The following is a 21,981-nucleotide window of genomic DNA, read 5'->3' as shown; positions in this document are numbered from 1 at the left end:
TCCATTTTAATCTTGAGTTTTTACATCAGCTTTTGCTGATCTCTCATGTTTTTTCTTTCCACTGTTTTTCACAGCAACATCCATTCTCTTATGCGCCATAATGACACCATTTTGAACATAGAAAACCATCCCTTTATCTTCATAAAGTTTAGATAATTCACTTAAGGCATTATCAAGATCGGTATTTCGTATTGTTGATACTTTCTTATACAAAGTAAAATCAAGCGTATAGTCATAAACAACAGGCATCTTCGCCTCTTCTCCCCAACGCTCCAACAAACCTTTTACAGTTGTATCAAGTCGTGTCACTTGATAAACATGAGGTTTGACAAGAGGAATCTCAGTTACCTGATCAGGTAGTTCATTTAATGGCTTCCATGAACTTGGGAAATCTGGAGCAGACTGATTTGCACAACCTGCCATTAGCGCGCCCACACTAGCAGACAGCAACAGCGTTCTTAAAAGAAACATACATAGCACCTTATAAAACAACTTAAGTTACAACCAAAGCGTCTTAATTAAAAATGAAGAAAAGACAATTCATGTTTGGTTATTTTTATTGGTTAAAATCTTGTTAATTATTTTAATCTGTGCTAAATTTCACGTCAATACAAATTCATATTTTCATCTCAACATCATGTTTTTTTCCTGCGCCGACTTAGCTGTTCCGCATGATATTATGCATCATGTCGTGAGAGTTGAATCCTCAGGCAACCCATACGCTATAGGTGTTGTAGGCGGACGCTTACAAAGACAGCCTAAAAATTTGGCTGAAGCAGTCGCTACTGCTAGAATGTTGGAACAAAAAGGATTTAACTTCTCCTTAGGATTAGCTCAAGTTAACCGATACAATTTAAAAAAATACGGGTTGCATTCCTACGAACATGCATTCCAAGTGTGCCCAAACGTCAAGGCAGGCTCGCACATATTGCGAGAATGCTACAATCGTGCAAAAGACTGGGGTAAATCTTTCAGCTGTTATTATTCCGGTAACTTTGTAACCGGTTATAAGCATGGATATGTGCAAAAAATTTTTTCATCCATGGGGAAAGGGAGAGCAATCCCACAAAATGCCATTCCTGTCATCAGCAATACTGTGAATACCCCTCGCCCTATGGGCCAAATACCAGCACAACAAGCTAACCGCCCAAATTTGACAGTTACCGCTAATCCACAACCATACTCTGCCACTATCTCTAAAAACCAACACTCCTTGCAAGATAATAGTACCGCACAAGCGAAAAGCAATACATATAAAGATAGCGCAGCAGTCTTTTAGATAGTTTTTTTCCACATCAACCTGTAATAAACATAGGAATTTTCAAATGAAAAACACTCAGATTCAAAAAAAATCCCGCTTTACTGCTGAAAATGTTGCAACAGCAGCTTTTGTTGCTGCAGCATTTTTGGCACCGACAGTAGGTCTGGCAGAAGATGATTTTACTGCTGTTGGTGGTGGTGCCTGTACATTCATCAGAAATATTCACACCGTATTAAATCTGATGTCTGTCGCAGTTGTAACCATCGCCATCATTTTTGCTGGCTATCAAATTGCTTTTGCGCACAAACGTATTTCCGATGTTGCTCCTATTTTGATTGGTGGTGTATTGATTGGCGCAGCAGGTCAAATTGCAAGAATGCTGGTTGGCAATGCGGATTCTTGTTCTGCTAAAACAGCATCAATCATGATGCAAGCAATGCAATTTTTTGCATAATTAACACCATGCAGAAGAACATCGTTTTTCGAGGATGTACACGTCCGGCTACTTTTCTAGGCGTCCCTTATGTGCCATTTTTTATAGGGGCCGGTTCAGGATTATTGATGGGAATGTACTTCAATATGTTTTTTTTATTGACTATTCCCTTCATCATCCTGATTATGAGGCAGATGGCCAAGCGGGATGATATGATTTTTCGTTTTCTAGGTTTACGTCTGAAATTTAGACTTAAAGCCAGAAACCGAGAGGAGTTTCCTGATACATGGTGCTTCTCGCCTAACGAATACCGCAACAATCCTCCCAAACAATGACAACAAAACATCCGGCAGACATTTTTGTCTGTCGGACGATTTCAACACAAAAAACAAATAAAATGTTTACTCCTGACGCATCAATCAGTCAATTCGTATCCCTCTCCACCCATGTTTCCCCAACCATTGTCAAAACCACTGGGGGGGATTACCTGACAACATGGCACCTATCCGGCCTTCCTTTTGTAGGTCGAGAAGAATGGGAGCTCGAACACAAACACAACACATTTAATCGTTTACTCCAATCCTTGCGCGCTCCGGACTATGTCAATGTTGCCTTCTGGGTACATGACATTCGCCGCCACCGCGGCATTGATTTGCGCCCAAAATTTCAAGAGTCTTTCAATCAAAGCCTCTCCGACCGCTATTTTTCCCGACTTTCTAAAGAAAAGCTCATGAACAACGAGCTTTACTTGACCATGATTTATCGCCCAGTTGTTGACGGCAAAAAGTTTGTTGATAAATCAGGTAATATCGATCGTCTGAAGGCCGAACAGGAGCAAGCTATCGGTATGCTAAATGAATTAGCAACCAACCTTGAGGCTGTTCTCAAAGACTACCATCCATACCGACTTGGTATGTATGAAGGTAAAAATGGGACTGTATTCTCTGAAACCCTCGAACTTTTCGGTTACATCCTTAACCGCGTTAACGAGCCAGTTCCCGTACTTCCAGCCCCAGTTTACAACTACTTACCCCTTAGTCGACATCTCTTTTCTTCCAAAACCGGCGACTATATCGTCCGTACTCCTGAGGGTAAAAACCACTACGGTGCCATACTCAACCTTAAAGAATACCCTGACGGCACCTATCCCGGCGTGCTTAACGGGCTCAAATATTTGGATGTTGAATACGTCATCACCCATAGTTTCAGCCCAATGAGCCGATACGATGCTATGAAAACCCTCGAGCGCACTCGTGGCATGATGATCTCTTCCGGCGACAAATCCTTTACCCAAATTGCAGAACTCGACCATGCAATGGATCAGCTCGCATCCGGCAATTTCGTTCTTGGCGGCTACCATTTTAGCCTTGCTATCTACGCCGACAGCCAAGAGCAACTTTCCCAAAACATTGCCTCTGCCCGAGCCGAGCTTTCCAATGCAGGCTTCGTAACGACCAAAGAAGACTTGGCCGTCTGCGCTGCATATTATGCCCAGCTTCCAGGTAACTGGAACTACCGCACTCGTATTGCCAATCTCTCATCGTTAAATTTCTTGGGCCTTTGTCCTCTTCACAACTTTGCCGCTGGTAAACGTGAAGGCAATCCATGGGGGCAATGCGTTACCGTTCTTCAGACGACCAATGGCCAGCCCTACTATTTCAACTTCCATGCAACCCTCGAAGGTGAAGATTCCGAAGGAGAAAAAGCCATTGCCAATACTATGGTTATTGGTAAGTCTGGTACCGGTAAAACAGCACTTATCAACTTCCTCCTCAGCCAGGTACAAAAATACGATCCCAAACCCACTATCTTCTTCTTCGATAAAGACCGTGGTGCCGAAATCTTCGTCAGAGCCTGTGGTGGTGCCTATATGGCGCTGGAAAGCGGTCAGCCGACCGGCTTCAACCCCTTCCAATGCGAAAATACAGAGGCAAATGTCCAATTCCTCTGTGGCCTTATGAAGCAATTAGGTGGCAAGGCGCACTATTCAGCAGCAGAAGACGACGATATCCTGCGCGCCGTTCGAGCCATGCTTGATACCCCAATGGCACTGCGCAGTATTTCTAACTTCCAAAAATCGCTGCCCAATACCGGCGACGATTCCCTCTATGCCAATATCCGCAAATGGACTAGAGGAAACAGTCTCGGCTGGGTCTTTGATAACCCTCAGGACAAAATCGACTTCAGTGGTGCCAACATCATCGGCTTCGACTACACCGACGTGATTGAAAACCCACAGGTACGCGATCCAGTCATCGGTTATCTTATCCATCGAATGGAAGAGCTTATCGATGGTCGCCGCTTCATCTACATCATGGATGAATTCTGGAAAATCCTTGATGGCGAAGGCGGCTTGAAAGAGTTTGCCAAAAACAAACAAAAAACCATCCGTAAGCAAAACGGTATGGGTATCTTTGCCACCCAGTCTCCGGAAGACGCCCTCAAAAGCGATATTTCTGCAGCACTGATTGAGCAGACAGCTACCATGATACTGCTGCCAAATCCGAATGCAGATAAAAAAGACTACATCGATGGACTGAAGCTGACCGACTCAGAGTTCCAAGTGATTAAAAGCCTGGACGAGCGCAGCCGCTGTTTCTTAGTCAAACAGGGCCATGCTTCCGCAGTATGCCAGCTCAACCTGCGCGGATTTGACGACGAATTGGCTGTTATCTCCGCCAGTACCGACAACATCGACATCATGGACGTCATCATCAAGAAAACGGCCGAACGTCTTGGTGTCGGCATTGATGCGGTAAGACCGGAGGATTGGTTACAGACCTTCTACGATGAACGTAAGGGTTCTGGTAAGAAAGCAAGCGCCAATGTGATGCGCAACGCGGATTAGTCGTATAGACGAATAAACCCAAAGGCCGTCTGAAAGCAGCAAGTATTTCAGATGATCCTTACTGAAAAACAAAAAACTTGGATACGTTTAAATAATTTAATTTAATTTAAGAAAGATTGTAAGCAAATGAAAAACACAATGAGAAAACTGTCTGCAGTTTTAGTGTGCGCAGGAATGCTGGGAAATACATCCGTAACAGCAACAGGTATTCCTGTATTTGATGGAGCAGCGATGACCAATGCCTTCCAGCAGCTGATGAACTGGCAGGCTCAATTATCCGCTCTCACTCGTGGGGGGTTGGACAAATTAAAAGGCGCAGATACAAATGTTCGAGAATCTTCTCAAGTAAAAAGAATGTTTGAACGACGCAAGAAAAAATGTAGGGCAATACAACGTGACAACCCTGCTTCGGGTGCGATTTGTCTAAAAATTACAGAATTAGAACAAAATAAATATGACCTTTTGATTGAAATAGATGACGATCTTAAAAAAGATTTTGACAGAATCAATGGCTTAGTAAAATCCCAAGGCACATCAGCAAGTTCAATGGCTGCTGCAACCCCTTTGTCTAAAGACACGAAAGGTTTTAATTACTCGAATCAGGCAGGTAAAGCTGAAACTGCCGAAAACAATGTACAGATACAAGTAAATGCCGTAATTGCCAAGTACAATCAGTACAAGAACAAAATTGAATTTTTAGACAGCCAGATTGCATATTACAACTCAATGCGCAAAATGCTGACCAAAGAACAGCTGACCGGCAGCAGTTTGAACAAAAACATCACTAAAGGAGTTACATACGGCAAACTGACTGAAGCTACGGATCGCTTTAGAGAAAGAACAAATAGGGAAGTTGAAAAGAGGGGAAAAATCGAAAACAAAATCAAACCGATTTATAAACCAAATTGAGTATAAGGCCGTCTGAACCGGATCGGTTTCAGACGGCCCAGACAAATCGATCATCTCATCGTTTTACAAAAATTAATCGAAAGCTCTTCTCATTATGATGGATTTACTCCTTTATACTGGCATTCGCGACTATCTTTATGCGCGAATCGGCTACTTTACCGAAGTAGTCTTATCTAAAAACTTAAACCTCGCCCTTACAATGGTTTTGGCATTGCTGACATTATGGATTATGATTCAGGGCTATCTGATCGTAACAGGCCGGAGTCAGGAAGGTCTCAAAGGATTTATTTTCAGCCTTGGTAAAAACTATGTTGTTATTGCCATTGCGCTTGGAGTTTCCTTAGGCAGTGGCTTTAGCGTCCGTGTATTGACTGATAATCTTGCCAATGGCATCAGTCAAATTATGCATGGCAATAACGATTTCGGCAGCGAGTGTCTGACCGAACAGACCTCCTATATTACCGGCTGTAAAATCGACTTAAACCTGAAAACAACTCAACTTGTCCTATCTAGCCTTTCTGCCATCGATACCGCAGATGATGATCATCTGGAAGATAAGCTTTCCGAAGCCAAATGGTTTGCCGGAGTAGGTACGGCAGGTCCTGCCGTCGTGGCAGGCACCATGCTCATCATGTACCGTATCGCGATTTCCCTGTTTGTCGGTTTCGCGCCCATCTTTATTTTATGCCTCCTGTTCAAAAGAACCGCTCCGCTGTTCCAAAAATGGCTATACTTCGGATTAGCTACTATCTTCTCCAGCGTCTTGCTCGGCGTCATGGCGGAGATTTCCATGGACTTGGTGGGCCACTTATTCGGCGGCGCGGCAGCCGGCAAATTTGTGGCAACCGTCATCGGTGAAGGCGGCACAACCGGCATTATGGAAACCGTTACCCAACAGCTGGGCTTGGGTCTGATGCTCTCTACCCTGCTGATTACCGTACCGCCTATGGCAGGCATGTGGTTTAACGGTATCATGGCATCCTACTCCGGATACAATGCAATGCAGGGCTGGGGAAACGGTCAGCCTGCTACGCCACCGGGGATGAATAGTCAACAAGCGCAGGCTAGTCATAATGTGCAGAATTTCTCCCATGAGTCCAAAAATAGTCAGCCAAACATCAATTACCACGAGACGTGGACAACAGGTGGGAGTCAGACAGGAAATACGACTACCGATGCTATGAAACAACCTGAACAACATGGCAAAAGGAATAAACTATCCTAGCATTGCTACATTTAAATATTAAAAATATTCATATTCATAAAACAGAAGATTGGACTGTGTAATGAACAAATTTCTTTTTATACTGTTAGGACTGACTAGTCTAAATATTTATGCCAACGGTTGTGGCGGCGAATACCAACCGGCAACTGGAACCTGTCGTATTATTGACAGCTCGGGCCGACAAATTCTGTATAACGTTGGTAAGCCTCAATCTTCCAATAGTAATTCTCCTCAGAGTCAAACAGAAGTTATCAATGTACCTTCAAAATATGGGGCGTGGGCAGTCAACCTTAAAACAGGTATTTCAGCTGGTGCCATTGAAATGGATTCACTTGCTGCTGCCAAGAAACTAGCTATTAAAACTTGTGAGCAAGGTGGGCGTAACGCACCATGTGTAATTGGAGTGTCTGTTAGGAACGGCTGTATCGCCGTTGCTCAAGGAAAATCTGGCAAAAAACTGAAAACATTCTATGGAACAGAACCCTCTATTGGTCAAGCAGAACCGACAGCCTTAAGGAAATGTCAGGCTTCGGGAGCTGTACAATGTAGAATTACTACGCCTGAGGGCTGCTCACTACCTAAATTCTAATAGACTCAAAGCCGTCTGTTGTTTAGAAGACCTTTGATATCCTCCTCTAATTACCAATTTAATTTTAACGAGTACGACACGATGAAACACTTATCTATTTTTGTTTTAACAGCGGCTCTGCTACCGTTTTCTACCTCTGCCGTCAATGCTTCAGATATTGCCGGCAAGCTGCTGACTGGCGATAAAAAATATGCCTGTGAGGCCATTACCTGCCTGACTTCTCCGGGTACGCCGCCTAAAGAATGCAACCCTTCACTGCACAGGTTCTATTCCATTCACCACAAATACGCGCAAGACACCATCAGCGCACGCCGCCGCTTCCTCCAGCAGTGTCCTGCTTCTCGTGACAAAGAGATTGCACCCATTATCGAAATAGTCGTACATAGATAATCTATCTACAAAAGGCCGTCTGATATTCAGACGGCCTTTTGTAAATAGTCGGTTTCGCGCCTATCTTTATTTTGTGCCTCCTATTCAAAAGAACCGCTCCGCTGTTCCAAAAATGGCTATACTTCGGATTGGCTACCATCTTCTCCAGCGTCTTGCTCGGCGTCATGGCGGAGATTTCCATGGACTTGGTGGGCCACTTATTCGGCGGCGCGGCAGCCGGCAAATTTGTGGCAACCGTCATCGGTGAAGGCGGCACTACCGGCATTATGGAAACCGTTACCCAACAACTGGGCTTGGGTCTGATGCTCTCCACCTTACTGATTACCGTACCGCCTATGGCAGGCATGTGGTTTAACGGTATCATGGCATCCTACTCCGGATACAATGCAATGCAGGGCTGGGGAAACGGTCAGCCTGCTACGCCACCGGGGATGAATAGTCAATCACAAGTAGAACAGAGAGCTAATCAGGTTAGTGAAAAAATGATTCAAAATTCTAATCACTCGACTAATTTTACACCATATACAATGGCGGAATATGGGAATTCTTTGCAACCTACAAATACTAATATTATAAAAACTCAAGAACAGACACAAATTGGATTAGCTAATAGAAAAACAACCAAAGAAGGAGACTCGTAATGAAGAAACTGATTCTAATTATATTAAGTTTAACAAGCTTAAATATATATGCTAATGGTTGTGGTGGCGAATATCAGCCTGCAACTGGAACTTGTCGTATTATTGATAGCTCTGGTCGGCAAATTTTATATAATGTTCCACAATCAAAAGTAGCTAAGCCACAAAAGAAAATAGAATATGTAGATGTACACGTCCCATCTAGGTTCGGAGCTATAGCAATCAGTAAAAAGGCTGGTCATATTACAGGTTCTTTAAACCATAGGTCATTAGCAGAAGCAAGAAGTGAAGCAATTAAACGTTGTAAGAAAGGTAGTAAAGGAGCTTCTTGTGAAATTCTTAAATGGGTTAGAAATGGTTGCATTGCTGCGGCCGTAGGAAATTTAAAAGGTACTCCTATAATTATTGGCGGTGCTGCTGAGCAAGGAGTTTCCGAACAAACAGCTATGGAAAATTGTACTAATACAGGCGCAAAAGAATGTAGAATCTTAATGCCAGAGGGTTGCTCTTTACCCTAATTCTTATACGCTATACTTTCCCCTAATCTCTCCGTTCTATTTTAACGAGTACGACATGATGAAAAATTTATCTATTTTTGTTTTAACCGCAGCCCTGATGCCGTTTTCTGCCTCTGCCGTCAACGCTTCAGATATTGCCGGCAAGCTGCTGACAGGCGATAAAAAATATGCCTGCGAGGCCATTACCTGCCTGACTTCTCCGGGTACGCCACCTAAAGAATGCAACCCTGCACTGCACCGGTTCTATTCCATTCACCACAAATACGCGCAAGATACCATCAGCGCACGCCGCCGCTTCCTCCAGCAGTGTCCTGCTTCTCGTGACAAAGAGATTGCACCTATTATCGAAATAGTCGTACATCGATAATCTATCGACACAAAGGCCGTCTGAAATTCAGACGGCCTTTTGTAAATAGTCGGTTTCGCGCCCATCTTTATTTTATGCCTCCTGTTCAAAAGAACCGCTCCGCTGTTCCAAAAATGGCTATACTTCGGATTGGCTACTATCTTCTCCAGTGTCCTGCTCGGCGTCATGGCGGAGATTTCCATGGACTTGGTGGGCCACTTATTCGGCGGCGCGGCAGCCGGCAAATTTGTGGCAACCGTCATCGGCGAAGGAGGCACAACCGGCATTATGGAAACCGTTACCCAGCAGCTGGGCTTGGGTTTGATGCTCTCCGCCTATGGCAGGTATGTGGTTTAACGGTGTGATGGGTAGCTTCAGCGCCTACTCAGTTATCGGCAATGGAAATGGAAATCGCCAAGAAGTTCCGCCGCATTTGGATGGTGGTGCTAGCAGGCAAGCTAATTATAATGTTCAGAATGCAGCTGGTAATTCGTCCGATAATGCAACTGTTGGCTTAGATCAACGCTATAAGTGGACAACTGGTGACAGCCAGACAGGAAGTACAACTACCGATACCATGAAACAACCCGGACAACCCGGCAAAGGAAGTAAACCATCCTAGTATTTCTACATTTAAATATTAAAAATATTTAAAAAAAAATAAAAGATTGGATTCATAATGAAAAAATTGCTTTTTGTATTGTTAGGACTGACAAGCCTGAATATTTATGCTGCTGACCCCGTAACTAGAGGAGCATTGCAAAACAATCCGGCGCTGTGTCAATATGGCTATAATCCCAACTGTACGTCGTCTCGTCAATATCAACAAAATCAACCTACGGAAATTATTAATATCGAGGTTCCTTCAAAATATATGGCACTGGCCATGAACATGAAAACAGGTATGTCAGGTGGTGCACTCGATATGGATTCCCGAGCTGCTGCGGAGAGAGAAGCCATCAGAACTTGTGAACGTGGTGGAAGTAATGCACCATGTAAAATACTTGCATGGGCAAGAAATGGTTGTATTGCCAGTGCACAGGGAGATGAAGGCAGGAGATCAAGACTATTCACAGTTGCAGCAGAACCAGGACTTACCGAAACAAAAGCTTTAAGAAGATGCCAGAATGCTGGTGCTCATGGATGTAAGATTTTTCTCCCTGAAACTTGCTCTCTGCCTAAATTCTAATAAACCCAAAGCTGTCTGTTGTTCAGATGGCCTTTGATATCCCCCTCTAATTACCAATTTAATTTTAACGAGTACGACACGATGAAAAATTTATCCATTTTTGTTTTAACCGCAGCCCTGCTGCCGTTTTCTATGCCTGTAGTCAACGCTTCAGATATTGCCGGAAAACTGCTGACAGGCGATAAAAAATATGCCTGCGAGGCCATTACCTGCCTGACTTCTCCAGGTACGCCGCCTAAAGAATGCAACCCTGCACTGCACAGGTTCTATTCCATTCACCACAAATACGCGCAAGATACCATCAGCGCACGCCGCCGCTTCCTCCAGCAGTGTCCTGCTTCCCGTGATAAAGAGATTGCCCCTATTATCGAAATAGTCGTACATCGATAATCTATCTGCACAAAGGCCGTCTGAAATTCAGACGGCCTTTTATAAATAGTCGTTTTCGCACCTATTTTTATTTTGTGCCTCCTGTTTAAAAGAACCGCTCCGCTGTTCCAAAAATGGCTATACTTCGGATTAGCTACTATCTTCTCCAGCGTCTTGCTCGGCGTTATGGCGGAGATTTCCATGGACTTGGTGGGCCACTTATTCGGCGGCGCGGCAGCCGGCAAATTTGTGGCAACCGTCATCGGTGAAGGCGGCACAACCGGCATTATGGAAACCGTTACCCAGCAGCTGGGCTTGGGTTTGATGCTCTCCACCCTGCTGATTACCGTACCGCCTATGGCAGGCATGTGGTTTAACGGTATCATGGCATCCTACTCCGGATACAATGCAATGCAGGGTTGGGGAAATGGTCAGCCTGCAACACCGCCGGGTATGAATAGCCAACAGCAGCAGACTAATCATAATGTTCAGAATCGAGATGGCAATTCAGTCAATAATGATAATTATGATTCAAATTCACGAAATACATGGACAACTGGTGGTATCCAGCAGACAGGAAGTACATCTACCGATGCCATGAAACAACCCAGCCAAGTAAATAAACCATCCTAGTATTTCTACATTCAAATATTAAATTTGAAAAAATAAAAGATTGGATTTGTAATGAAAAAATTGCTTTTAGTACTATTAGGGCTAGTTAGCCTGAATATTTATGCTAACGGTTGTGGCGGAGAATATCAGCCTGCAACAGGTACCTGTCGCATTATCGATAGTTCGGGTCGACAGATTCTATATAACGTAGGAAGACCACAATCTTCGAATAACGGTTACACTCAGAGCCAACCAAGTGTTGTCAATATCAATGTTCCTTCAAAATACGGAGCATGGGCAATCAATCCTAAAACAGGTATTTCAGGTGGCGCACTTGAGATGGATTCACTTGAGGCTGCAAAAAAGCTGGCCATTAAAACCTGCGAAGAAGGTGGAACAAATAAACCGTGTAAAGTTAGAGCCTGGGTTCGTAATGGCTGTATCGCTGTTGCTCAAGCAAAAGATGGTTCAGCTTTTTTTGCCGTAACCCCCCCGGGTATGGCTGAAGCGGAGGCATTAAGAAAATGTCAAAAACGTGGAGCTTTACAATGCAGAATTATTACCCCTGAAGGCTGCTCTATGCCAAAATTCTAATAGACCAAAAGCTGTCTGTTGTTCAGACGGTCTTTGATGCCCTCCTCTAATCCCAATTCTATTTTAACGAGTACGACACAATGAAAAATTTATCCATTTTTGTTTTAACCACAGCCCTGCTGCCGTTTTCTATGCCTGTAGTCAATGCTTCAGATATTGCCGGCAAGCTGCTGACAGGCGATAAAAAATATGCCTGCGAGGCCATTACCTGCCTGACTTCTCCGGGTACGCCGCCTAAAGAATGCAACCCTGCACTGCACAGGTTCTATTCCATTCAGCACAAATACGCGCAAGACACCATCAGCGCCCGCCGCCGCTTCCTCCAGCAGTGTCCTGCTTCCCGTGACAAAGAGATTGCACCCATTATCGAAATAGTCGTACATCGATAATCTATCTACACAAAGGCCGTCTGAAATTCAGACGGCCTTTTCTCTTCTCAAAATGGGTTAAATTTTAAAATTTTTCAAATACAACCTCATATTCTGTTCAAATTATTTATATTCTAAACTTACAGGCTTAATTTCATCTTTACTGATATAGGTTAAGGCTTTTATATAGATATAAAATGCCGTCTGAAATAATTCGGCACCATCTGCAAAGTAGCTCGAACAAATACAGAATAGTTTGTTTTGTTCTGATTCTTCCCTTTTTATCCCACCAAAACCGACGTCATGCTGAGCGATCCTGCAATCAACTTATCGTTGAAAAATGTAATCTTGTCTTGCGGTTCGCGTAATGCCATGATGTACAGCAACGGTAAGTAATGATCCGGCGTTGGTACAGAAAGCTCGGCCTTTTCGCCCAGCTGCTCATAATGCACCAGAGTTTCATTATCTTGTACCGCAATCGCCTGATTGACCGTTTCACGGAAAGCAAACGCCCAGTCATATCCTGCACCGATTTGATCGATATGTTCCCAGCTTATCGCCCTCAGATTATGCACAATATTGCCGCTGCCGATAATCAACACGCCTTGTTCGCGTAAAGCAGATAATTTTTTCGCCAAGTTGAAATGCCATTCCGCCGATTGCAAACGGTTAAGGCTCAGTTGCACTACGGGAATATCGGCATCGGGATAGAGAAATTTCAACACCGCCCATGCGCCATGATCAAAACCACGCGTTGGGTTCAACTCGACATTTTCCGGCTGTAATAATGACTTCACTTGCTCCGCCAACTCGGGCGAACCGGGCGCGGGATATTGCATTTGGCTGAGCTCTTCAGGAAAGCCGTAGAAATCGTAAATCATTTCAGGGTGTTTACCTGATGTCACCTGCAAACGGCTGCTGTACCAATGCGCTGAAATCATCAAAATGGCTTTTGGTTTGGCAAACTTTTGCGTAATTAGGCTGAAATTCTGATTGAACGGGTTTTCTTTATCTAACACATTCATCGGGCTGCCATGCCCAACAAACAATACAGGCATTTTTTTCATGATTTACTCCTCGTTATCGGATACAGCGGATTGTACGGATAAATTTTTATTCAAAAAATACCGGTTTACGAACAACATCTTTTACTGATAAGAAATCATGACTGATAGGGGCTTGAGCTTCTGAGAGAATATGTAGGATAAGGATTTATATAAAAGGCCGTCTGAACATTTTATTTCAGACGGCCAAAAATTTCTTTATTTCTGTATTGACAGAAATAAAAGATAAAAATAGAATACCATCACTATGAAACTGAATCCGACCACTGAAAAATTTATCCTCCATTGGGGTGAAATGGGTACCAAATGGGGTGTCAATCGTACCGTTGCACAAATCCATGCCCTGCTCTACATCTTAGGCAGACCGATGAACGCCGAAGAAATTACCGAAACGCTCGGCGTAGCGCGCTCCAATGTCAGCAACAGCATCAAAGAGCTGCAAAACCTGAGACTGGTGCATAACGTGCATATCCTGGGCGATAGGCGCGATCATTTTGAAACTTCGGATGATGTCTGGACTTTGTTCCGTACCATTGCAGAAGTGCGTATGCAGCGTGAAATCGAACCGACGCGGCAATTTTTGCAAAGCCTGATCGACAGCCCTGAATTTAGTCAGGAAAATGAAACTGCCAAGCAGCGAATCCGACAAACCCATGATTTCATCAGTACGCTGACCATGTGGGCAAATGAAATGCTGAAGCTTTCTACTTCAACCATGGTAAAAATTTTGAAAATAGGCGCTGGAATACAAAAATTTTTCCGATGATGGCAATGGACTTGTTCTCAATAAACATAGCCAATGCTATTTAGGATATGGAAACATGCTCATGGCAGCCTTGCATGGGCATGTTTATCTGAAGCTTGATATTCTTTGGTAGATTTTGAATCACTGGATATGGATTTCCCTCCTAAGGAAACAATCTAGAAACCTATCTAAAATTTTTTACCCTATAATTTCTCTTTTAACAGAAATTTTAGAAATAACAGACTAAAATATAAACAAACCAAAATGAAATTAGGAAACCAATATGTCCGGCAACACTACACACACAACTCCCGCCTACCTGCCTTACTCAATGGGGCTGCTATGGCTCTGGAGCGGTACCCAACCTCTGTTTTTCATGCCTGAAATGTCATTGGATTTGCTACATTCGGTCGGTATTCCCAATCCGTTGCAATGGCCTACATTAATCGCCGCTTCTCTGCTGGACATTGGTTTTGCTTTTTTATGCTTCAGCCGCCTTCGTTCCCATTCATCAGTATGGCTGCTGCAATTGATAACCGTCGCGGAATACAGCCTGATTATCGCCTTCGGGCTGCCCGAAATGTGGGCACATCCATTTGCGCCTTTGGTAAAAAACCTGCCGATTATGGCTACTTTATTTTTCTTGTATCAATCCGTAGGAGATAAAAAATGAATACCTATTTAATCGTTAAAACCCTGCACATCATCTCGGCTACCTTAATGGTCGGTACCGGTTTTGGTACAGCGTTTTACCTCTTTTGGGCAAACCGCAGCGGTTCGGTTGCCGCGCAGTCGGTCGTCTCACATTGGGTCATCAAAGCAGATTGGTGGTTTACAACCCCCGCCGTCATTTTCCAACCCTTATCTGGCTTATGGATGCTGTATGAACGAGGCTACACTGTTGCCACCATGCTGGAACAAAATTGGGTATGGATGACGCTGGCCTTATACATTTTTTCAGGCATTTGCTGGCTGCCTGTTGTTTGGCTGCAAATCCGCATGGCAAAAATTGCCGAAAAAGCGCACAAAGAAAACGCAGACACCATTCCGGAGCCCTACTGGCGTTACGCCAGACGCTGGGAATTGCTCGGCTACCCTGCCTTTTGCGCCACTATCGTGATTTACTTCCTGATGGTGATGAAACCGATTTAAAGGTTTTCAGACGGCCTTATTAACAATATAAAGAAAAGCATATGAACATCATTATTTTCGGAGGCAGCGGCTTTATTGGCAGCCGTACCGTTCAAATCCTCAAAGAACAAGGTCACCAAGTTTGCACGCCCGACCGCCGCGCCTTCGACTTTCTTCATCCCAACGAAACCGCCGCACGCCGTTTATTGGAAGGGCAAGATGTCCTCATCAACTGCATCGGTATCATGAGCCGTCATGCCGAAATACTCGAAACCGTACACCACCACACGCCCAAACGGCTCGCCGCATGGGCAAAAGCAGCAGGTATAAAACGCTGGGTGCAACTATCCGCACTGGGTGCCGATCCATCTCAATCCATCAACTTTGTCGGCAGCAAAGGGCGTGGAGATGATGCCATCGCCCAAAGCGGCATACCGATTGCCATAGCCAGACCATCCGTCGTTTACGGACGAGGAGGAACCAGTTGCGAGCTATTCATCAAACTAGCCCGCCTCCCTTTACTTCCCTTACCGGAAGCCGGTCGCTTTCATTTACAGCCTGTACACCTTGCCGATGTTGCCGAAGGTTTAGCCAAACTTGCCATCCAAACCGACACCGACTATAGCATCATCAATATGACCGGCAGCAAAACACTGACTTTGGCGGAATACCTGACCACCATCCGCCAAACCCTGAACCATAAACCGCCACAACGTATTCTGTCCGTTCCCCTACGCCTGCTTGAGCCAGCGCTGCCGTTGGCAAACATCCTCAGCAACGGCATTATCAGCCGAAACAGCTTTGCCCTACTCAAGCAAGGCTCATGCGCTGACTATTCTGATTTTGCAGCTTTACTAGGCAGGGAACCATTGGCAACAGAAAACTTTGCTGGTTGCCTATAATTCATTTAACTTTAAAATGACAAAACAAAGGCCGTCTGTTGTTCAGACGGCCTAAAGCTTTTATAAAATACTTTATTGCAAAACAATTCAGTTCATCAGAAGCTTATTGCTTCTACCTACCCAGCTACAAAGGCTGGGCCAAATCGTTTTCCGTGTTGTAGCTGATAAAATCCTGCTCATGAGGGAAATGGACAACCCGCGCGCGCTGTTGTTGCAACCAGCCGCGGATGCTGCGCATTCCTGAATAAAGGTATGGCACGGTGCTTTGCAGGATTTGCGGACGGATAAACATCACGCTGTAATGCGGTCTGGACGGGGTTTCAACGTAAAATGCATTGCACAACGGCGTGCGTTTGGCGATGGTCTCAAACTGGGAAACCAAGTTTTCAGGCAGGCGAGGCATATCGCAGGAGACGATAAGCAGCCAATCGGCAGTGGCAATTTGTAAATCGTTGGCGGCAGTACATAAGGCGGCTAAAGGACCGTAATGTTGCCATTGACGCGCATCGGAGAAAACGTGTGCGCTGCGTTGGGCGTAGGATTCGAGATTGCGGTTGGCACTGATGGCGATATGGCTGACTTGCGGGCGGATTTTTTCGATAACGTGGTCTATCAAGGCTTTGTTGTGCCATTGCACCAACCCTTTATCGACACCTCCCATCCGGCTTCCCTGCCCGCCGGCCAATATCAGTGCAAAAATTTTCATTTTGGTAGTCCTTTGCAAAGCAGAGTGTGTAAGTGTTATTCGCGATGTTGTATTTATGGAATAAGTTTTTAAGGCTTCAGGCCGTCTGAAACCTGATTTTGTGATTTAATTCACTTAAGATGAATTTTATCATAACATGATTTTACATTAAACCCCTGTTTTTTCTTATCATAACCATACAATTATTTTAGACAGGTTGTTTATAGGCCGAAAGAATGATATTTTTATAAGATTATCGGATTAGTCTTCCTGCGTGCTTTATGCATTTATTCTCCGGATCTTCAGACGGCCTGAGCCTGTCCTCGCGTTTAAAACTACTGACTGTGTTATGGGTCGGCTCGGCTTTTTTGTCGATTGCCTTTACCCTGCTGCTTTCTTGGCGTTTGGAAAGCGCGGCCAAAACGATTGAAGATGCGGGCAGCTTGAAAATGCAGGTATATCGTTTGGCTTATATGGCAAGCGTCCGTACGCCCAATGCGCAAATTGACAACCAAATCAAAGAATTTGAACGTACGCTGGCCAATGTAACGCAAAGCGATGCCATTCATCCGCTGATTCCGTCACAAATGCCGCTGGCTTACGATTTGATCCAATCGATGCTGTTGATTGATTGGGAATCCAACATCAAGCCTTCTTTGCAACATTACGAGCGGCCGACCCAAATCGGCCTATACCGTTTTGCCGGCAATATCGAGCTGTTTTTACAAGCGATGGAAAACGCCAACGAGCAAAATACTTTGTGGCTGCGCCGTTTTCAAATGGCGATGATGTTGATGATTTTAGTGGCTGCCGGCTTGATGATTGTTTGGCATTATTCGTGGATCATCCGGCCGCTGGAAAAATTGCGCGACGGGGTAGAAACCATCAGCGAAGGTCGTTTCGGGGTACAAATCGATACAGACCAAATTCGTGAATTCGCCCAAGTCAGCAAGGGCTTCAACCAAATGAGCCGCCGTCTGAAAACGCTTTATACGGATTTAGAAGGACAGGTTGCCCAACAAACCCAAGACTTGGCCCGGCAAAACCGTGACTTGACCCTGCTCTACCAGACTACGCGCAACCTGCACCAAACCTTTACGCCGCAACAGGCCGCAGAAGAATTTTTGGCTCAGATTCTGCCGGCGTTTTCCGCTTTGGGCGGTACAGTATATCTTTCCGATGAAGAACGCAAACGCTCTGACTTGGCGGCAAGTGTCGGTGAAACCGAAGAGGGAAATCGTGTAGAATTTCCGATCGTTTATCAAGACGAACAGCTCGGCGTACTGACCCTGTATTTTTCAGACGGCCATATGCCTGATGAGCAAGACGAAAAATTGTTGCAGACTTTAAGCGGGCAGCTGGGGATTTCCATCGCCAACAACCGCATGGAACAAGAACGCCGCCTGCTTGCTGTCTTGCAAGAACGCAACTTGATTGCACAAGGTTTGCATGACAGCATTGCACAAGCCCTGACCTTTTTGAATTTGCAGGTGCAAATGTTGGAAAGCGCGTTTGCTTCAAACCAACGCGAGCAGGCAGAAGAAAATATCGGCTTCATTAAAGACGGCGTGCAGGAATGCTACGAAGACGTACGCGAACTTCTGATGAATTTCCGCACCAAAATCAGTAATAAAGATTTCCCTGAAGCGGTAGAATCGCTGCTGGCGCGTTTTGAACGACAAACCGGTATTCCAGTTGATTTAAAATGGCAGGACGACGGGCAGGCTTTGAATTATGATGAGCATTTGCAAATCATCTTCATCTTGCAGGAAAGCCTGTCCAATATCCGGAAGCACGCGCGTGCGCAACATGTCAGCGTCGAAATTGCTAACCACGGCGATTTTGTCATGACGATTCGGGACGACGGCGCAGGCTTTAATAAAGAACACCTATCAAACCGGCCTTCAGGCGAACATGTCGGCTTGGGCATTATGCAGGAACGGGCCCAACGGATTAACGCAGAATTGGCCATTACATCGCAGATTGGGCAAGGTACGGCGGTTATGCTGACTTTGCCGCAACAAATGAGAACAGCATCATGACGATTAAAATTACCCTTATTGACGACCACACCCTATTTCGCAGCGGTATCAAGGCTTTGCTTTCGCGCCAGCCTGATTTTGAAGTCGTCGGCGAAGCTTCAGACGGCCTGGCCGGCGTAAAAATGGTTGAGCAGCTCAAGCCTGATGTGGTTTTGCTGGACTTAGATATGCCGGTCATGAACGGCCGCGAAGCATTGGCTCAAATTCTGAGCATCAATCCGCAACTGACCGTCATCATGCTGACTGTTTCCGAAGACAGTGACGACTTGACCGAATGTATGCGTATGGGCGCAAAAGGCTTTTTGCTGAAAAACATCAATGCCGACTTCCTGTTGGAAAGCATTCGCAAAGCCGTCGATGGCGACAATGTCTTCTCTCCGGAAATGACCAGCCGCTTGGTGCAATCGCTGATTTCTCCATCTCCTTCCCGCTCAGACCATCTGCTGGAGCAACTGACCCCGCGCGAAATGGAAATCTTGGGCTATCTTGCCGCCGGACACAGCAACAAAATCATTGCCCGTCATTTGAACTTGGCAGAGTCAACCGTCAAAGTGCATGTGCAAAACCTGTTGCGCAAGTTGAACCTAAGCAGCCGCGTTCAAGCAGCGGTTTATGCGGTGCAACACAAAGTACCGCAACCGGTATTGTCTTAATCAGGCCGTCTGAAACCTTCTTTTTAAAAGGTTTCAGGAAAAGTGTTTATTCGCTATAATCACGCCGATTTATATGCAGGGTTGTCTGATTCTTTCAGACGGCCTTTTTATTTGATTTCCCACTGATTTAAAACAACATGTCCGAAAATATTCCAGAAAATACACCCGAAAATACCGTTCCAGAAGAACACAAACGCAGTATCCGCAGTTTTGTCTTGCGCCAAGGCCATATGACCGCGGCCCAACAGCGCGCCATTGATACGATGTGGCCGCAATTCGGTGTGGACTTCCAAGAAGCCCCTTTAGATTTGAACCGCACTTTTGGACGGGACAACCCTAAAGTTTTGGAAATCGGTTTCGGTATGGGTGTCGCAACGGTGGAAATCGCCAAACGTCTGCCCAATACCGACTTTTTAGCGATTGATGTTCACGGCCCGGGCGTGGGCAATATCTTGAAACTGATTGAGGAAGAACACATTTCCAACATCCGCGTAATGCGTCATGATGCGGTGGAAGTAGTGGAAAAGATGCTGGAAGACGGTTCTTTAGACGGCATTCATATTTTCTTCCCTGACCCTTGGCACAAAAAGCGCCACAACAAACGCCGCTTGGTACAAGTGCCGTTTGTTGAAAAGCTGCTGCCCAAACTCAAAAGCGGCGGCTATGTCCATATGGCGACCGACTGGGAAGAATACGCCGTGCAAATGCTGGAGGTTTTGAGCAGTTTCGACGCTTTGCAAAACACGGCTGCCGATTACGCCCCTACGCCTGATTATCGTCCTGAAACCAAATTTGAAGCCCGAGGCAAGCGGTTGGGTCATGGCGTTTGGGACTTGGTATTCCGTAAGAAATAAAGCCAAACATAAAACACAAGGCCGTCTGAAAAATTTCAGACGGCCTTTTATCTTACTGATTAAGCCAAGAAAAGTTTATAGGCCGGATTGTCGGTTTCCTCTTTATAGACATAACCCAAGCTATCCAAGAAGTCGGCAAAAGCCTCATTGTCGCTTTCAGGTACATCGATACCGACCAAAATACGGCCGTAGTCCGCACCATGATTGCGATAATGGAACAAGGTAATATTCCATTCGGCACGCATATGGTTCAAGAAACGGGACAACGCACCCGGGCGTTCAGGAAATTCAAAGCTGACCAAACGTTCGTTGGCTACTTTTTCCGTACGGCCGCCGACCATGTAACGGATATGGATTTTGGCGATTTCATCATTGGTCAAATCGACATTGGGCAGGCCTGCTTCAGTCAGTTGTTCACTAATGACGGCCAAGTCTTGCGCACCGGCGGTTTGCAAGCCGACAAAAATATGCGCATTTTTATCGCTGCCGTAGCGATAGTTGAACTCAGTAATGTTCCGGCTTCCCAACAAATTGATAAACTTGAGGAAGCTGCCCTTTTCTTCGGGAATGGTAACGGCGAAAATGCCTTCGTTACCCTCGCCCAGCTCACTGCGCTCTGAAACGTGGCGTAAACGGTGGAAGTTCATGTTGGCGCCGCTGGTGACGGCAACCAGGTTTTGACCTTGGATATTGTTTTTCGCAACGTAAGCCTTCAAGCCGGCAAGCGCCAATGCGCCTGCAGGTTCGGTAATGCTGCGCGTATCGTCAAAAATATCTTTAATCGCGCCGCACAACATATCCGTATTGACCGTAATAATTTCGTCCAACAGCTCTTTACATAGGCGGAAGGTTTCCTCGCCCACTACTTTAACAGCCGTGCCGTCTGAAAACAGGCCGACATCTTTCAAATGTACGATTTCTCCAGCCTCGACCGATTGCTTCATACAGCAAGAATCATCGGTTTGCACGCCAATGACTTTAATCTCAGGACAAACCTGTTTGATAAATGCCGCTACGCCTGCTGCCAAACCGCCGCCGCCAATCGGAACAAAAATCGCATTGATATTGCGGTGTTGACGGAGGATTTCCATGCCGATGGTTCCCTGACCGGCAATTACGTCAGGATCATCAAATGGCGCGATATAGGTCAGTTTTTCCTTTTCTGCCAACTCCATCGCATAATCATAGGCATCGTTGTAAGACACGCCTTTCAATACCACTTCGCCGCCTCGGCTCTTTACCGCGTCAATTTTGATTTTAGGCGTTGTTTCCGGCATCACGATGACGGCGCGGCAACCCAAATACTGCGCCGATAAAGCCACACCCTGCGCATGGTTGCCCGCGCTGGCAGCAATCACGCCACAATCCAAGGCTTCTTTAGGCAGCTTCGCCATTTTGTTGTACGCACCACGGATTTTGAACGAAAACACCGGCTGCAAATCTTCACGTTTGAGCAAAACCTGATTGTTCAGACGACCTGACAGACTGCGTGCCAAATCTAAAGGCGTTTCTACGGCCACATCATAAACGGAAGCGGTCAAAATACGGGTTAGATAATCGGAAAGAGGAAGAGGATGGTTCATGGTATTCAGTGTTCGAAAATAAATTGTCATTCG

29 protein-coding genes are annotated in these 21,981 nt (G+C 45.3%); 25 read left to right on the top strand and 4 right to left on the bottom strand.

Annotated elements, in window-relative coordinates; translation table 11 throughout:
- Positions 1-6: 6 nt before the first annotated feature.
- Entirely contained in the window at positions 7-471 is a 465-nt protein-coding gene (locus DBY95_RS02365; protein WP_063075750.1) for a hypothetical protein, read from the bottom strand.
- Between the two features lie 100 nt (positions 472-571).
- On the opposite strand from DBY95_RS02365, the gene DBY95_RS02360 reads away from it, so the two are divergent.
- The 18 genes from DBY95_RS02360 to DBY95_RS02280 all read left to right on the top strand — a co-directional run bounded on the left by DBY95_RS02360 (position 572) and on the right by DBY95_RS02280 (position 12,310).
- A complete protein-coding gene (locus DBY95_RS02360; RefSeq protein ID WP_349289976.1) occupies positions 572-1,279 on the top strand; it encodes a lytic transglycosylase domain-containing protein in 708 nt (235 codons plus the stop codon).
- Positions 1,280-1,325: 46 nt separating this feature from the next.
- Complete coding sequence (locus tag DBY95_RS02355) at positions 1,326-1,715, top strand: TrbC/VirB2 family protein (RefSeq protein ID WP_107723251.1); 390 nt, start codon at positions 1,326-1,328, stop codon at positions 1,713-1,715.
- A gap of 8 nt (positions 1,716-1,723) precedes the next feature.
- Positions 1,724-2,029 (top strand): type IV secretion system protein VirB3, encoded by a 306-nt coding sequence (locus DBY95_RS02350; protein ID WP_107723250.1) that lies wholly within the window; start codon positions 1,724-1,726, stop codon positions 2,027-2,029.
- Between the two features lie 62 nt (positions 2,030-2,091).
- Positions 2,092-4,542, top strand: coding sequence for a VirB4 family type IV secretion/conjugal transfer ATPase (locus tag DBY95_RS02345; RefSeq protein WP_107723249.1), 2,451 nt, complete (start codon positions 2,092-2,094; stop codon positions 4,540-4,542).
- 126 nt (positions 4,543-4,668) lie between these two features.
- Entirely contained in the window at positions 4,669-5,451 is a 783-nt protein-coding gene (locus DBY95_RS02340) for a hypothetical protein (RefSeq protein ID WP_107723248.1), read from the top strand.
- A gap of 94 nt (positions 5,452-5,545) precedes the next feature.
- Positions 5,546-6,676 (top strand): type IV secretion system protein, encoded by a 1,131-nt coding sequence (locus DBY95_RS02335; protein WP_107723247.1) that lies wholly within the window; start codon positions 5,546-5,548, stop codon positions 6,674-6,676.
- 61 nt (positions 6,677-6,737) lie between these two features.
- Positions 6,738-7,265 carry a DUF4189 domain-containing protein gene (locus tag DBY95_RS02330; protein ID WP_107723246.1) on the top strand — a complete coding sequence of 176 codons (528 nt, stop codon included), beginning with the start codon at positions 6,738-6,740 and terminating at the stop codon, positions 7,263-7,265.
- An 81-nt stretch (positions 7,266-7,346) separates the two neighbouring features.
- Positions 7,347-7,655, top strand: a complete 309-nt coding sequence (locus tag DBY95_RS02325; protein WP_107723245.1) for a TrbM/KikA/MpfK family conjugal transfer protein — start codon at positions 7,347-7,349, stop codon at positions 7,653-7,655.
- Positions 7,656-7,699: 44 nt separating this feature from the next.
- The gene (locus DBY95_RS02320) at positions 7,700-8,296 is read left to right on the top strand and encodes a type IV secretion system protein (protein WP_107723244.1); all 597 of its coding nucleotides are present in this window, start codon (positions 7,700-7,702) and stop codon (positions 8,294-8,296) included.
- Positions 8,296-8,811: a DUF4189 domain-containing protein gene (locus DBY95_RS02315; RefSeq protein ID WP_107723243.1), complete on the top strand. Its 516-nt coding sequence runs from the start codon at positions 8,296-8,298 to the stop codon at positions 8,809-8,811. The genes DBY95_RS02320 and DBY95_RS02315 overlap by 1 nt, the downstream gene beginning before the upstream one ends.
- 55 nt (positions 8,812-8,866) lie before the next feature.
- A complete protein-coding gene (locus DBY95_RS02310) occupies positions 8,867-9,178 on the top strand; it encodes a TrbM/KikA/MpfK family conjugal transfer protein (protein ID WP_107723242.1) in 312 nt (103 codons plus the stop codon).
- Between the two features lie 45 nt (positions 9,179-9,223).
- Positions 9,224-9,514, top strand: a complete 291-nt coding sequence (locus tag DBY95_RS02305; RefSeq protein ID WP_107723241.1) for a type IV secretion system protein — start codon at positions 9,224-9,226, stop codon at positions 9,512-9,514.
- The gene (locus DBY95_RS10545) at positions 9,495-9,779 is read left to right on the top strand and encodes a hypothetical protein (protein WP_159068462.1); all 285 of its coding nucleotides are present in this window, start codon (positions 9,495-9,497) and stop codon (positions 9,777-9,779) included. Before DBY95_RS02305 ends, DBY95_RS10545 begins: the two co-directional genes overlap by 20 nt.
- Before the next feature lie 57 nt (positions 9,780-9,836).
- Positions 9,837-10,346 (top strand): DUF4189 domain-containing protein, encoded by a 510-nt coding sequence (locus tag DBY95_RS02300; protein WP_107723240.1) that lies wholly within the window; start codon positions 9,837-9,839, stop codon positions 10,344-10,346.
- A gap of 81 nt (positions 10,347-10,427) precedes the next feature.
- The gene (locus DBY95_RS02295) at positions 10,428-10,736 is read left to right on the top strand and encodes a TrbM/KikA/MpfK family conjugal transfer protein (protein ID WP_107723239.1); all 309 of its coding nucleotides are present in this window, start codon (positions 10,428-10,430) and stop codon (positions 10,734-10,736) included.
- A 45-nt stretch (positions 10,737-10,781) separates the two neighbouring features.
- Positions 10,782-11,348: a type IV secretion system protein gene (locus DBY95_RS02290; protein WP_107723238.1), complete on the top strand. Its 567-nt coding sequence runs from the start codon at positions 10,782-10,784 to the stop codon at positions 11,346-11,348.
- Positions 11,349-11,399: 51 nt separating this feature from the next.
- Positions 11,400-11,921, top strand: a complete 522-nt coding sequence (locus DBY95_RS02285; protein ID WP_107723237.1) for a DUF4189 domain-containing protein — start codon at positions 11,400-11,402, stop codon at positions 11,919-11,921.
- An 80-nt stretch (positions 11,922-12,001) separates the two neighbouring features.
- The gene (locus tag DBY95_RS02280; RefSeq protein WP_107723236.1) at positions 12,002-12,310 is read left to right on the top strand and encodes a TrbM/KikA/MpfK family conjugal transfer protein; all 309 of its coding nucleotides are present in this window, start codon (positions 12,002-12,004) and stop codon (positions 12,308-12,310) included.
- 260 nt (positions 12,311-12,570) lie between these two features.
- Here DBY95_RS02280 and ygiD read toward each other — a convergent pair whose 3' ends face one another.
- Positions 12,571-13,356 (bottom strand): 4,5-DOPA dioxygenase extradiol, encoded by a 786-nt coding sequence (gene ygiD / locus DBY95_RS02275; protein WP_107723235.1) that lies wholly within the window; start codon positions 13,354-13,356, stop codon positions 12,571-12,573.
- A 244-nt stretch (positions 13,357-13,600) separates the two neighbouring features.
- On the opposite strand from ygiD, the gene DBY95_RS02270 reads away from it, so the two are divergent.
- The 4 genes from DBY95_RS02270 (at position 13,601) to DBY95_RS02255 (ending at position 16,131) form a co-directional block, all read left to right on the top strand.
- Positions 13,601-14,119, top strand: a complete 519-nt coding sequence (locus tag DBY95_RS02270) for a GbsR/MarR family transcriptional regulator (protein WP_107723234.1) — start codon at positions 13,601-13,603, stop codon at positions 14,117-14,119.
- 262 nt (positions 14,120-14,381) lie between these two features.
- Positions 14,382-14,771, top strand: a complete 390-nt coding sequence (locus DBY95_RS02265; RefSeq protein ID WP_107723233.1) for a DoxX-like family protein — start codon at positions 14,382-14,384, stop codon at positions 14,769-14,771.
- Positions 14,768-15,250 carry a DUF2269 family protein gene (locus DBY95_RS02260; protein ID WP_063075737.1) on the top strand — a complete coding sequence of 161 codons (483 nt, stop codon included), beginning with the start codon at positions 14,768-14,770 and terminating at the stop codon, positions 15,248-15,250. Before DBY95_RS02265 ends, DBY95_RS02260 begins: the two co-directional genes overlap by 4 nt.
- A gap of 41 nt (positions 15,251-15,291) precedes the next feature.
- A complete protein-coding gene (locus DBY95_RS02255; protein ID WP_107723232.1) occupies positions 15,292-16,131 on the top strand; it encodes an NAD-dependent epimerase/dehydratase family protein in 840 nt (279 codons plus the stop codon).
- A 124-nt stretch (positions 16,132-16,255) separates the two neighbouring features.
- Here DBY95_RS02255 and mobA read toward each other — a convergent pair whose 3' ends face one another.
- Entirely contained in the window at positions 16,256-16,837 is a 582-nt protein-coding gene (gene mobA / locus DBY95_RS02250; RefSeq protein WP_063068994.1) for a molybdenum cofactor guanylyltransferase MobA, read from the bottom strand.
- A 260-nt stretch (positions 16,838-17,097) separates the two neighbouring features.
- Here mobA and DBY95_RS02245 point away from each other — a divergent pair, with 260 nt between their 5' ends.
- From DBY95_RS02245 to trmB, 3 genes are all read left to right on the top strand, one after another.
- Positions 17,098-18,858 (top strand): histidine kinase, encoded by a 1,761-nt coding sequence (locus tag DBY95_RS02245; protein ID WP_107723231.1) that lies wholly within the window; start codon positions 17,098-17,100, stop codon positions 18,856-18,858.
- Positions 18,855-19,511 (top strand): response regulator, encoded by a 657-nt coding sequence (locus DBY95_RS02240; RefSeq protein ID WP_003680203.1) that lies wholly within the window; start codon positions 18,855-18,857, stop codon positions 19,509-19,511. Before DBY95_RS02245 ends, DBY95_RS02240 begins: the two co-directional genes overlap by 4 nt.
- Positions 19,512-19,648: 137 nt before the next feature.
- A complete protein-coding gene (gene trmB / locus DBY95_RS02235) occupies positions 19,649-20,365 on the top strand; it encodes a tRNA (guanosine(46)-N7)-methyltransferase TrmB (protein ID WP_107723230.1) in 717 nt (238 codons plus the stop codon).
- 59 nt (positions 20,366-20,424) lie between these two features.
- Here trmB and ilvA read toward each other — a convergent pair whose 3' ends face one another.
- The gene (ilvA, locus tag DBY95_RS02230) at positions 20,425-21,948 is read right to left on the bottom strand and encodes a threonine ammonia-lyase, biosynthetic (RefSeq protein ID WP_107723229.1); all 1,524 of its coding nucleotides are present in this window, start codon (positions 21,946-21,948) and stop codon (positions 20,425-20,427) included.
- Positions 21,949-21,981: the final 33 nt, after the last annotated feature.

The organism is Neisseria subflava, from assembly GCF_003044935.1.
Lineage (GTDB): Bacteria > Pseudomonadota > Gammaproteobacteria > Burkholderiales > Neisseriaceae > Neisseria > Neisseria subflava_E.
This window is presented reverse-complemented; position numbering and strand designations above follow the sequence as displayed.